General features: G+C 71.7%; 12 protein-coding genes. 9 read left to right on the top strand and 3 right to left on the bottom strand.

The features are described from left to right. Window positions 1–2 precede the first annotated feature (2 nt). On the bottom strand, window positions 3–995 hold the full coding sequence (locus tag ACZ4W9_RS32325) for a GlxA family transcriptional regulator (protein WP_467941739.1): 993 nt from the start codon (window positions 993–995) through the stop codon (window positions 3–5). Between the two features lie 147 nt (window positions 996–1142). Between ACZ4W9_RS32325 and ACZ4W9_RS32330 the strand changes: the two genes are divergently transcribed. The 7 genes from ACZ4W9_RS32330 (at window position 1143) to ACZ4W9_RS32360 (ending at window position 7684) form a co-directional block, all read left to right on the top strand. Then, window positions 1143–1733, top strand: a complete 591-nt coding sequence (locus ACZ4W9_RS32330; protein WP_467941741.1) for a cysteine hydrolase family protein — start codon at window positions 1143–1145, stop codon at window positions 1731–1733. Beyond that, complete coding sequence (locus ACZ4W9_RS32335; RefSeq protein WP_467941743.1) at window positions 1733–2458, top strand: isochorismatase family protein; 726 nt, start codon at window positions 1733–1735, stop codon at window positions 2456–2458. Before ACZ4W9_RS32330 ends, ACZ4W9_RS32335 begins: the two co-directional genes overlap by 1 nt. Window positions 2459–2675: 217 nt before the next feature. Then, on the top strand, window positions 2676–3803 hold the full coding sequence (locus ACZ4W9_RS32340; protein WP_467941745.1) for a hypothetical protein: 1128 nt from the start codon (window positions 2676–2678) through the stop codon (window positions 3801–3803). Window positions 3804–4095: 292 nt separating this feature from the next. Then, entirely contained in the window at window positions 4096–4755 is a 660-nt protein-coding gene (locus ACZ4W9_RS32345) for a TetR/AcrR family transcriptional regulator (protein WP_467941747.1), read from the top strand. Between the two features lie 196 nt (window positions 4756–4951). After that, the gene (locus ACZ4W9_RS32350; protein WP_467941749.1) at window positions 4952–6175 is read left to right on the top strand and encodes a cytochrome P450; all 1224 of its coding nucleotides are present in this window, start codon (window positions 4952–4954) and stop codon (window positions 6173–6175) included. A 43-nt stretch (window positions 6176–6218) separates the two neighbouring features. Next, window positions 6219–6413 (top strand): ferredoxin, encoded by a 195-nt coding sequence (locus tag ACZ4W9_RS32355; protein WP_181797842.1) that lies wholly within the window; start codon window positions 6219–6221, stop codon window positions 6411–6413. Beyond that, a complete protein-coding gene (locus ACZ4W9_RS32360; RefSeq protein ID WP_467941752.1) occupies window positions 6410–7684 on the top strand; it encodes an NAD(P)/FAD-dependent oxidoreductase in 1275 nt (424 codons plus the stop codon). The genes ACZ4W9_RS32355 and ACZ4W9_RS32360 overlap by 4 nt, the downstream gene beginning before the upstream one ends. Window positions 7685–8168: 484 nt before the next feature. On the opposite strand, the gene ACZ4W9_RS32365 is transcribed toward ACZ4W9_RS32360, so the two are convergent. Together ACZ4W9_RS32365 and ACZ4W9_RS32370 are read right to left on the bottom strand one after the other, a co-directional pair. Beyond that, a complete protein-coding gene (locus ACZ4W9_RS32365) occupies window positions 8169–10298 on the bottom strand; it encodes a cellulose binding domain-containing protein (RefSeq protein ID WP_467941754.1) in 2130 nt (709 codons plus the stop codon). Window positions 10299–10716: 418 nt separating this feature from the next. Next, a complete protein-coding gene (locus tag ACZ4W9_RS32370; RefSeq protein ID WP_467941756.1) occupies window positions 10717–10917 on the bottom strand; it encodes an SCO3870 family protein in 201 nt (66 codons plus the stop codon). 408 nt (window positions 10918–11325) lie between these two features. Between ACZ4W9_RS32370 and ACZ4W9_RS32375 the strand changes: the two genes are divergently transcribed. Together ACZ4W9_RS32375 and ACZ4W9_RS32380 are read left to right on the top strand one after the other, a co-directional pair. Continuing rightward, window positions 11326–11850, top strand: a complete 525-nt coding sequence (locus ACZ4W9_RS32375; protein WP_467941758.1) for an RNA polymerase sigma factor — start codon at window positions 11326–11328, stop codon at window positions 11848–11850. After that, the gene (locus tag ACZ4W9_RS32380) at window positions 11847–12542 is read left to right on the top strand and encodes a hypothetical protein (protein WP_467941760.1); all 696 of its coding nucleotides are present in this window, start codon (window positions 11847–11849) and stop codon (window positions 12540–12542) included. The genes ACZ4W9_RS32375 and ACZ4W9_RS32380 overlap by 4 nt, the downstream gene beginning before the upstream one ends. Window positions 12543–12575 lie beyond the last annotated feature (33 nt).

Raw genomic sequence — 12575 nt, forward strand, 5'->3', positions numbered from 1 at the left:
GCTCAGTCGGGGCTGGTCCGGAAGCGGCGCCGGTACTCGGTGGGGGTCGTGTCGATCCGGCGGCGGAACGCCCTGACCAGGGTGTCCACGGTGCCGAACCCGCAGGTGGTCGCGATGCGTTCGAGGGTGGCGTCGGTGGTCTCCAGCTCGTGGCGGGCCCGTTCGACGCGGACGGATTCGATGTAGGCGTGCGGGGTCATGCCCAGCTCGTTCTTGAAGATCCGGGTGAGCTGCCGGTCGCTGACGTGGGCGTGTTCGGCGAGGTGCGCGACGGTGAGCGGTTCGGCGATGTGGCGCAGGATGTGGTGGCGGAGCTCCTCGATGCGCCGGGTCGCGGCGACCTGTTCCAGCGGCACGCTGAACTGGCTCTGTCCGCTCGGCCGTTTGAGGTACATCACGAGCTGCCGGGCGACGCGCAGCGCGACGGCCTCGCCGAGGTCGTCGGCGATGAGCGCGAGCGACAGGTCCAGGCAGGCGCTGATGCCGGCGCCGGTCCACACGTTGCCCTCGCGGATGAAGATCGGATCGGAGTCGACCTCGATCGCGGGATGGTCGGCCGCCAGCTGCTGGGCGGTCGACCAGTGGGTGGTGGCGCGTTTGCCGTCGAGGAGTCCGGAGGCGGCGAGGATGTGCGCCCCGACGCACACCGAGGTGACCCGCCGGGTGCGGGGGGCGAGCTGTCTGACGCGTTCCACCACGGCCGGGTCGACGAGCGCGTGCACCCGGCGATGGCTGTCGACCTCGACCGCACCCGGCACCACGAGCGTGTCGATGCTCCGGGTGGTCAGCTCGTCGAAGGTGATGTCGGGCAGGACACGGACGCCGGCGGCGGTGACGGTGGGGGCCATGGTCTCGGCGGCGAGGACCACGTGGTAGCCCGCCGCCTCCTCCGTCTCGCGCCGGGCGAGGGAGAACACCTCCGGAGGTCCGGTGACGTCGAGCAGGTCGACACCTTCGAAAAGGACGATGACGATGAGTCGTTCCACGGTGTGCACGAGCCTCCCCCTGACCGGCGACGGTGATGTCGGTTTCTGCATGCTAGACGACATTGCCGACGCGTGGGGCGGGCCGTAGCGTCTTAGGTGCAGGTCAACGCACCGAATGCACTGCTTTCTCAACTCCCTTTCCTCAGGTGGTACTCCATGCCCAGAACGACGCTGCGTCAGCTCAACGGCTTCGACGAGACGCCCGCGAAGCTCGCCGACTCGACCGTGGTTCTGATCGACTATCAGAACACCTACACGACCGGCGTCATGGAGCTGGACGGCTGGCAGCCCGCCCTCGACGCCGCCGCCCGCTTGCTGGAGCGCGCCCGCCGCGAGGGTGCCAAGGTCATCCACGTCGTCAACGACGGCGGTGAGGGCACGCCGTACGACATCCGTGCCGAGATCGGCCAGATCCACCCGAGCGTCGCGCCGGCCGACGGCGAGGCCGTGGTCGTCAAGCAGGTCCCCAACGCCTTCCACGGCACGAACCTGGGTGACCTCGTCGACGAGGCGGGCAAGAGCGACCTCGTGATCGCCGGGTTCATGACCCACATGTGCGTGGCCTTCACCGCTCAGGGCGCCTTCCTGCGCGGCAACCGGCCCACGGTCGTGGCCGACGCCACCGCCACCCGTGCGCTGCCGGTCGCGGGCGCGGAGGTCGACGCCCGCCAGGTGCACCTCAGCGCCCTCGCCACCATCGCCGACCTGTACGGGGTCGTCGTAGAGACCCAGGAGGACCTCGGCTGATGAAGTCTTCGCGTATCGCCGTCGCGCTCGGCGCCGCCGCCCTGCTCGCCGCCACCGTCACGGCCTGCGGCGGGGATTCCGAGGCCGCCACCGCCAAGGACAAGCCGTCGGCGTCGGCGTCCGCCGCCCGGACGAATGTCGCCAAGGACACGAAGACGCTGCGGCAGCTCAACGGCTTCGACGAGACCCCGGCCACGCTGTCCGACGCGGCGCTCATCCTCGTCGACTACCAGAACACCTACACCGAGGGTGTGATGGAACTCGACGGGTGGCAGCCCGCGGTGAACAACGCGCAGGCCCTGCTGAAGCGGGCCCGCGAGGCGGGCACCCCGGTCATCCACATCGTGGACAAGGGCTACGACCTGAAGTCGAAGGCCGGCCAGATCATCCCGGCGCTCAAGCCCGCCAAGGGCGAGCCGGTCGTCGTGAAGAGCGTGCCCAACGGCTTCCACAAGACCGATCTCGCCGAGAAGGTCAAGAAGACCGGCAAGAAGAAGGTGATCGTCGCCGGGTTCATGACCAACATGTGTGTCCTGTTCACCACGCAGGGCGCCTTCCTCAACGGCTACCAGCCGACCGTGGTCGCCGACGCCTCGGCCACCCGGCCGCTGCCGCTGAAGGGCAACCCGAACGGCATTCCCTCGCAGCAGCTCCACGAGTCCGCGCTCGCCACGGTCCAGGACCTCTACGGCGTCGTGGTGCCGTCGCAGAAGTCGCTGACCTGAGTCCGGCGAACGCGGACCGGCCCACCGGCACACCCCACGCCGGCGGGCCGGTCCGCACGCCGGGCCGCTCCACCCGCGCTCGTCTCCCCCACCCCTGGACTTCCCCCCACGCCTGACCCCCACGCTGAACTCCCCCCGCGCCCCCCACCTTGAACTCCCCCCACGCCTTTCCCCCCCACCCCACGGAACATCGACACCGATCACGGAAAGACGGGGCATGGCAACTCGTAGAGGATTTCTGGGTACCGTTTCGGCAGCAGGGGCGGCCACCTTCCTCACTCAGACACAGACAGCCACCAGCGCGTCGGCCGCACCGGCAGCGACCGACGAGAAGGCGGCACGGGACGCGATACGCAACGTCAACGCCGGGATGCGCGCCAATTACGCGTCCCTCAAGGCCGAGCTGGTCAAGCACCTCAGCCCGGTCATCGTCGTCCAGAACAACGCCGTCGGCGGACGCTTCACCCTGATCAACAACGGAGTTCAGGTCGAGACCGTCGACCCGGTCCCGGAGTACTTCGAACTGGCCAAGTCCATCGCCCACGTTCCGCTGGGCATCTATTCGGTGATCGCCGCCTACCTGAGCGACCAGGTGCCGAACATCCCCAACGCGGACCGCATCGACCCGCACGACCTGGACATGGTCGCGTTCAAGACCCCGGGCGACAAGGGCTGGATCACTCCGCTGAACAGCTTCCGGACCACGCTGAGTTCGGCGCTCACGAAGCTGCCCACCGCGAACCTCCCGCTGGATCTGGAGAACTCCTGCACCAAGATCCTGTCGGAGGCCGTCAAGTTCATCGACACCATCGTCAAGGCGCAGTCCTTCGACATGGTCGCCTACAACCGGTTCGCCGCGACCGTCTACCCCTCGATCCGCGTCAACATGACCTTCGCCGCCACGGCGCAGATCACCGGCATCGAGACCCTGATGAAGCGGTGGCGCACGCAGCTCGGCGAGGCGGCGTGGAGCGACCTGTACGTCACGGTGCTGTCCATCTGGACGACGTCCGAGCTGAACCAGGCGTCCATCATCATCCGCCGCACCATGAACCAGGCGAAGGTGGACACCCACCTGATCGACCTGCCCACCGTGGAGAACCCCTCGGACCCGATCGCCGTGGCCCTGGACAACCTCGCGCGCATCGTCCAGGACAACGTCGCGGCCGAGATGGTCTTCAACACCGACCTGAAGGTCGCCGACGCCCTCAAGGGCAGGGAGGACCTGCTGTCGGACGAGATCCTCCAGCAGGTCGGCGGGACGGCGTCCGCCGCCAAGACCGCCGGCTTCGGCGCGACCGCGGCCGCCGCCTGCCCCATCACCGGACGCACCGCGACGGTGTGACCCCCGGGACCCCGGCCCTGACCGGCCGGACCCCGGAAGAGACCGACCGCTGAACGATCCGTGCCGCTGCGCGACGGGCCCACCGCCCCCGAGGACCGGCACGGATCTTCGGCATGCCCGCGCGGGCGCCCCCGGAGGCCGCGGAGCCGGGCCTCCCGGCGTTCGCGGGTGCCGGTGCGGTGGCCGGTGTCGTGTACGGTTCGGGGCGGCTGTCCTGCGGTGATCGGCGAGAATGGGCCGTCGCGCGCGGCAGTGCGGCGGCGATGTCCCAAGGAGAAGGAGGTGGACGGCGGTGGTCGAGACGAAGCGGGACGGGGACGGCTCCGCCGGGTCCCCTCCGGAGCGGGCGGCGCGGGTGCGCAACCCGCGCGGGCAGGGCGAACGGCTGCGTGAGGAGATCCTGCGGGCCGCCGGGGGGCTGCTGGAGCAGGTCGGCAGCGAGGACGCCCTCTCCCTGCGGGCGGTGGCCCGGGAGGTCGGCATCGCCACCCCGAGTATCTACCGGCACTTCGCCGACAAGACCGAGCTGGTGTGGGCCGTACTGGCGGAGCACTACGAACGGCTGGCCGCGCTGATGGCCGAGGCCGACGCCTCCGCGCCCGCCGGCGCCCCGCTGGAACGGCTGCGGCACCAGCTGCGCGCGTACTGCCGTTTCGCGGTGGCCAACCCGGCCAAGTACCGCCTGGTGTGCGAGATCTGGCAGACCCCGGTGGACGAGGACCGGCTGCACGGCCACCCGGCGGGGCTGCTCCTGCGCGGGCTGAGCCAGGCGCTCACCCACTGCGAGGAGGCCGGCTGGCGGGTACGGGGCACCCGCGCGGAAGCCCCGTACCTGCTGTGGTGCGCGCTGCACGGCCGGGTCACGCTCTGGCAGGTCATGCCGCGCCGCAAGGACACCGCCCGGCTGGACCGGTTCGTCGACGAGCTGCTCGGCCTGCTGCTGGAACGCTGACCCGTCCCGGGTCCTCTTCGGGCACCCCCGCGGCCGGTCGCCCGCCGGCCGCCGCCGTCGCCTGACGCCGCGTCATCTCTGCACCACATCACCTTGTTTCCTTCACCCCTCCTGCCGCCTCCGCCGCACCACACCCTAAGGAAACGGTCGTAAGCTAACGAGTGTTAGTCGAAGGTCTTCTCCCACAAGGAGTGGCATGACCACCACCGCACCGCTTCCGCCGCTGCCTTCCCGGCCGCCGGCCGGCTGCCCCTTCGATCCGCCCGAGGGTCTCGCGCGACTGCGCCTGGAAGAGCCCCTGTCCAAGGTCGCGCTGGACGACGGCGGCTGGGCATGGCTCGCCACGCGGTACACGGACGTCCGGGCGATCCTCGGCGACGCGCGGTTCAGCTCCGACACCTCCGCCCCCGGCTACCCGGTCAGCGGGATGACCGGCGGCAGCCCGCGCCCCGGCGCTACGCGGGGCTTCATCCGCATGGACCCGCCGGAGCACACCCGGCTGCGCCGCATGGTCACCCGGGACTTCATGGTCAAGCGGGTGGAGGCGCTGCGCCCGACCCTGCAACGGCTCACCGACGAGCTGTGCGACGCGATGGAGCGGACCGACCGTAGCGAGCACCCCGTCGACCTGGTCCAGGCCCTGGCGCTGCCGCTGCCTTCGCTCGCCATCAGCCTGCTGCTGGGCGTGCCCTACGAGGACCACGACACCTTCCAGCGGCTGACCGGTACCCTGCTCTCCCGTGACCTCACCGAAGAGCAGCGCGAACCCGCCCGCCGTGAACTCCTCGCCTACATCGACCGGTTGGTGAACGCCAAGAAGGCCGACCCGGGCGACGACATCATCAGCCGACTCGTCACCGAGCAGTACGCGCGGGGCGAGCTGACCCACGAGGACCTCGTGGCGTTCGCCGTGCTGCTGCTGGTCGCCGGCCACGAGACGACGGCCAACATGATCGGCCTGAGCGCCCTGTCCCTGATGCTCGACCAGGAGACCGCCGCCCGGCTGCGCGAGGATCCCTCCCTGGTCCGCGGCGCCGTGGAGGAACTGCTGCGCTTCCACAGCATCATCCGCAACGGCCCCCGGCGCGCGGCCCTGGAGGACGTGGAGGTCGGCGGGCGGCTCATCCGCCGGGGGGAGGGCGTCATCGTCGCCGTGCCCTCCGCCAACCGCGACGAGGACACCTTCCCCGACGCCGGCCGGCTCGACATCACCCGTGCGAACGCCCAGCACCACGTCGCCTTCGGCTACGGCATCCACCAGTGCCTCGGCCAGGCGCTGGCCCGCGCCGAGCTCCAGGTCGTGATCACCACCCTGCTGCGCCGCTTCCCCGGCATGCGTCCGGCCGTGCCGGTCGAGGAGATCCCCTTCCGCACCGACATGGTCATCTACGGCTGCCATGCCCTGCCGGTCACCTGGTGACCTCCGCCCTCCCGCCCCTCTCCCACCACTGAAGGAAAACCTGATGCAGATCACCATCGACGAGGCGAAGTGCTGCGGCGCCGGCCAGTGCGTGCTGGTCGCCCCCGAGGTTTTCGACCAGCGTGACGAGGACGGCATCGTCGTCCTCCTGGACGCCGCCCCGGACGCCGCCCGGCACGCCGCCGTGCGCGAGGCCGCCACCATCTGCCCCGCCGCGGCCATCCAGGTGCGCGAATGAGCGCCCCCGACGCCCCCCGTCCCCGGATCGCCGTCGTCGGCGCGGCGGCGGCCGGGCTGGCCGCGGCCGAGGGGCTGCGCCGGCTGGGCTGGGACGGGGAGATCTCCCTCATCGGCGACGAACCCCACCCGCCCTACGACCGCCCTCCGCTGTCCAAACAGGTGCTGTCCGGCGCCTGGGAGCCGGAGCGCACCGCGCTGCGGGACACCGGCCGGCTCACGGAGCTCGGTCTGGACCTCAGGCTGGGCACCCGCGCCGTCGCCTACGATCCCGCGCGCCGCGCGCTCACCCTCGGCGACGCCGGGCGGACCGTGCTGCGCTGCGCCGGTGTCATCGTCGCCACCGGTGTGGTGCCGCGCACCCTGCCCGGCTGCGACGCGGCCGAGGGGGTGCACGTCCTGCGCACCCTGGACGACGCGCTCACCCTGCGCCGGCGCCTCGCCACGCCCGGCCGGCGGCTGGCCGTGGTCGGCAGCGGCGTGCTCGGTGCCGAGGCCGCCGCCGTGGCGCGTACGCTCGGCCACCACGTCACGCTGATCGGCACCGGGGACACGGTGATGGGGCGGGTGCTGGGTCCGGAGGTCGGCCGGCTCCTCGCCGACGTCCACCGCGCCCACGGCGTCACCCTGCGCACGGGACAGGCGGTCACCGGCATCCGCCGGAAGGCACACCGGGGGACCGGTGTCGTGCTCGCCGACGGCACCGTGGTCGAGGCCGACGAGGTCCTGCTGGCCGTCGGCTCCGTCCCGGCCGTCGACTGGCTGCGCGGCCCCGGCGCCGAGGCGGCGGGCCTGGACCTGTCGGACGGGCTGCGCTGCGACGAGTTCTGCGCCGCGGCCCCCGGGCTCTACGGCGCCGGTGACGTCGCCCGCTGGTACCACCCGGTGCTGGGGCGCGAGGTGCGGATCGAGCACCGTATGAACGCCGGCGAGCAGGGCCTCGCCGCGGCCCGCAACCTCCTGTCCGAACTGGACCCGGAACGCTTCGGCGAGCGGCTCCCGTTCACCCCGGTGCCGTACTTCTGGTCCGACCAGTACGACATGAAGCTCCAGGCCCACGGCGTACTGGCCGGCGCCGACCGGATCGAGGTCCGCGTCCTCGGCAAGGACCCGCTGCGGCTGGCAGCCCTCTACGGCACCGGCGACCGGGCCACCGGCATCCTGGCGCTCGGCCTGCCCCCGCGCCGAACCCGTGCGCTGCGCGCCCTGGTCGCCACACCCACCCCTTGGCCGGAGGCCGTCACCGGGCTGACGGAGGCGGTGGACGCCTGACCCGCCGGACCGCGGCGGCGGGCCCGCGCTTCGGCTGCGGGGCCCGCCGCCGCGGTTTCCTTCGGAGGATCAGGGACACGACGATGGTGAGGACGGGCAGGGCGTACAGGACCGAGGTGGTGGTCTCACGAAGGCGTTGGACTCCGTCGAGGTGTACCGCCCGAGCAGCGGTGTGGACAGCACGAAGCGGAGGCTCTCGGCAAGCGCCGCCGCGAGGGTGAGGGCCACACCGAGGGCGAGCCGGATCCATACGGGCCTCGTGCCGTCGGCGCCGTCCGCGGTGTGCCGGGTGCCGGTGCCGGTCAGAGCCGTGCGCGTGGTCGGGGGGCGGTGGCGGCGCGGCGGCGATCACTACGACCGGACGGCCATCGTATGCGTCGCCCCCTCGTCCGGTACACGCCGTGGACGACGGCCGTCCCGCGCCGGACAGGCCCGCATCGGCCCGCCCGGGGCGGGGGCGCCCCGCCCCGTGCGGGCCCGGGCGTCAACCGCCGGAGCAGACCGCGCCGTTGAGGCGGAAGACGGTCGGGTCCGGGTTGGGGCCGTCGTTGGCGCCGACGAAGCCGAAGGAGACCGTCGACGCACCGTCAGGGGCCAGTGGCCCGGCGCCGTCGGGGGCGGTCACCCGCACATGTGAGCCGGTCTGGTGGAACGTGGCGTTCCAGCCGGAGGACACCGACTGGCCACTGGTCGGCCAGTCCCAGTCCACGGTCCAGCCGGTGATCGGGGTGTCCGAGAGGTTGCGGACGGTGATCGTGGCGACGAAGCCGTTCCCCCAGCCGGTGTCGCGGTGGTAGGTCACCGCGCAGGCGGCGTCCGTCGGGGTGCCGGTGGTGAAGGTCAGCGGCGAGGACGGGGCGGAGAGGCGTCCGGACGCGTCGGCCGCCAGCACGTTGACCGTGTGGGTGCTGCCCGCGGGCAGGTTGCGCAGGGTCACGGAGGTGCCGGTGGACTCGCCGACCACGCGGGTGTACGTGCCGTCGCGTTCCTGGACCACGTAGCGGGCGGCGCCCGTCGCGCCCGCCCAGGACAGGCGCGCGGTGGTGTCGGTCACCGCGTCCAGCCTCGGCGTGCCCGGCGTTGCGGCGGCAGACGCCCCGGGCCCGGTGCCGGCCCGCGGTCGCAGCGTGACGGTGAGCAGCGCGTACGGTGGCACGGTGACCCGGGAGGCGGACTCCGCCCCGGCGGCGACCTCGGTGATGTCGCTGTCGCCGCGTGCGTAGCGGTGCACCTCGGGTGCGGTCGTGGACGGGGTGAAGCCCGCGTAGTCCAGGTCGACGGTCCGTGCGGCGTCCGGGTTCTTGTTGACGAGCAGGACGCTCAGGCGTCCGTCGCGCCGCAGTACGGCGTGTGCCGAGACGTCCCGCGCGGAGGACTCGGCGGCGACCATGGTGTCGCCCGCGGTGCCCAGTTCGCTGGTCATCTTCATGCCGTAGTACGGGTGGAACGGCGTGTTCGGCGCCGGTTCGCAGACGTCACCGGTGCAGGCGCCGCTGGAGAGCATCCCCATGTCGCCGTAGTCGGTCTCGCCGTCGACGGTGGTGATCTGGCCCGCGCCGTTGTGGGTGTCCCACCAGTCGACGTTGAACACCCCGTTCTCCAGGGCCGTCATGAAGGCGTCGGCGGCGAACAGGCCGTTGGGGCGGGCGGTGAGCCGGGCCCCGCCGGTGTTGGTGTTGATCTCGGTGAGGGCGATGCCGATGCGCGGCGAGTCCGCGCCCGCGTACCGGTCGAGCTGGGCGCGGACCTCCCGCAGTTCGCCGGGCAGCCGGGTCAGCCGGGACATGGCGTCCTGGGCGGTGGTGTCCGACCCGCCCGCGTACCAGTGGACGCTGACGAAGTCGATCACGTCGGTCACCTGGGAGAGCACGGTGTTGTTCCAGTCGCCGGGGTCGCCCTCGCCGACCACGCCGTCCGGCCACTCGCCCGGAGCGGTGAGGACCGCGCCGATCTTGACCGTCGGGTCGACGGCCTTCATGGCCTTGGCGTACGCGCGGACCTGGCGGGCGTACTCCCGCGGGCTCTTGTCGGCGTGGTCGTCGTGCTCCCAGCCGCTGCCGTAATGGCCGTTGCCGTAGATCTCGTTGCCGATCTCCCAGTACTTCGCGCCGTAGTCCTTGGTGACGTTCGCGTACCTGACCCAGCCGGCCGCCTCCTCGGGCGTTCCCGAGCCGTAGTTGGCGATGAGGATCGGCTGCGCGCCGGTGGCGCGGACGGTGCCCATGAAGGCGTCGAAGCCGGTGCCGGGGGCGACGTATCCCCCGGGCGCCGTGTGCGTCTCCCAGTGGTAGATGTCCGCGTAGGAACCGCCGGGGTAGCGCATCATCCCGACGTCGGCCGCCTTCATCAGGCCGGCGACCTCGGGGTCGTTCATGTGCGAGTCCCAGATGGCGGTGTTGACGCCGCGCGCGGTGTCGGTCAGCCGGCCCAGCGCCGCTTGGGCGTTGACGCGGACACCGGCATCCGCGGCGGACTCCGTCCCGGGTGCGGCGGGTGCGACGCCGGCCAGTGGGGGCAGCAGGGCGGCCGTGGCGGCCAGCACGATCGCGGCGCGCGCGAGGGCGCGAGGGCCCCCGGCGCCGGCCGGGCGGCCGGGTCTGTGCAGTGGTGGCATGGGGTCCTCCCTCGTGGGTCCGGCGGCGCGGCAGGGTGCCGGACGGAACCGCCGGACAGGCTAGGTCGCCGACGCGGCGGCAGGGCGTTCCACGCCGGTGACACAGGAAAAGGAGCGGACGGAGCGGGGGTGCGGGGCGAGCGTGCGCATGCGGGCGGGACGGCCGGATCCCACCTGTGGGAGCGCTCCCATGATGAGAGGGGTGTGACGCCGTGTCAACGCCTGGGCGGGAGGGGAAATCGGGGGGCCGCGCACGGGCAGCGGGGGCGCACGGATATGCGGCCCGGACGAGGGGGGCACGGCCCGCGCGGGTTCACTGCGCGCTCTGTGCCGGCCCGGCCGTCGGACCCGGTCGGCTCCCGGGCCCGGCGTCCACCGGCCGGCGCCTGTCCGGCGGCCGACCGGCCGGCATGCCGGGTCAGCCGGAGTGCGGTCGCCCGTCCCGGGCCCAGGTCACGACGACGAGAGCCGCGGTGACGTACATCAGGATGCTGAAGGTGGACACGGATTCGACGTACTGCTCGTAGCCCCGCGCACGCAGTTGCAGCGCGAGAGAGCCGAGCACCGTCCCCAGCGCCGCGGTAGCGGCGGCCATGGTGACGAACGGGGCCTTCGTCATGGGCAGTTCCTCCAAACGCACGAGATCACCGATGAAGATGGAGCCTACATGCATCGCGGCGACGCACGCGGCGCTTCGGCGTGCTAGCACTCCAACATCTGAGTCGCAGAGTTTTCGACGCACTTCACTCGTACGTGCTGTTACCCGACATGCGGTTAAACGATGAACTCATGTGACCTTCATCACATATGAACAGCGTTCTGTCAGTTTCATGTCACACACTGTGATGCAAAACGCCTGATCAGGCCACACCACCCAGGGCGGCGATCGTCACCGTGGGCACCTGAGTGGTCTCCGAACGTAAAAATCGTTCACTGACGTATGCGTGTTCGGGGCTTTCGACCGGTTGAGTAGTTCACGCCGGCGCACCTCCGCGCCGGCCCCTGGAACCCTCAACGAAGAGGACCGATGACCGAAGAAGTCGGCGAGGACGACGGCCGGATCCCCGTGGCCGAAGCCCCTCTCCCGCTGCCCGTGGAGTTCGAGGCGCTCTACATCCTGCACCAGAAGGCGTACCACGACTTCGCCCTGGCCACGCTGGGAACGAACGACGCGGCCGAACGGGCCATCCACCGCGCCTTCCTGGAGATCCTGCGCCACTGGGACCGGCTCAGCTCGGAGAGCGAGGACCTTCAGCAGGAGGTCTGGGCGATCGTACGGCGCACCGTCATATCCGAGGAGCTGCTGTCCCTCCGCGAGCAGATGGCGGCCCTGGACAGCGGCAGCGGCCTGTACGCGGCGCTCGGTTCCCTGCCTCCGCGCCAGTTCGACGTCATGGTCCTGCGGTACATCGGCGGCCACGACACCAAGCGCATCAGCTGGTACATGGGGGTCACCCAGAGCACCGTCGACTACCACTGCCGCAAGGCACGGGAGCGGCTCGCCCCGATCTATTACCGGCTCCTGAAGTCCCAACGGGAGGACAACGCGTGAACACATGGGAAGACCGCCTGGCCGGCACCTCCACGTGCGAGCCGCGCCGCCCCTTCGACGTGGCCGCCGGACTGCGCCGCCTGGCCCAGGACGCCGGGTACCTCCCGCCCCCCGCCGCGGAACGGCCGGAGAGCGCGGCGGCCCGGCAGCGGCTGGAGGCCGTCACCGTGCGGGGTGTCACCGAAGCCGACGCGGCGGCGCACATGAAGGACCTCACCGACGTCATCGACGCTCCCGGCACCACCTTCGAGGGGTGGACCGACGACCTCGACATCGTCGGGATCCACGTCTTCGCCTGCTCCCTCCATCTCGCCGACCACCCCGAGAGTGCCCGGTTCTGGTGGCAGTTCGCCGCGGGCGCGGGCCACGGCGTGGCGGCGTACTGCCTGTATCTCCAGCACCTCATCAGCGGGGAGCTGGGGGAGGCGGCGCACTGGTGGGAGCAGGTCGGCGCCATCCTGGCCGGCCCGGGCGGCGGCGCGGACCTGGACGCCGGGGAATTGGTGAGGCTGATCGAGGTGTGGGAGTACTTCGCCGGTCACAGCGCCTCCACCCGTGCGCGACGGGCCGTCCCCATCGGCGGTCTGAAGGCGGAGGTGGACCGGCTGGCCGACCTGCACGACGACGGCGGCCTGCTGTGCCGTCCCGACCGCCGCCTCGCGGACCGCCTGCGCGAACTCACCAGCCACTGATCGCCCCCCCCTGAAGGGAGTCCGCGCCGCCGG

The sequence above is a fragment of the Streptomyces sp. NPDC029296 genome, from assembly GCF_055569255.1.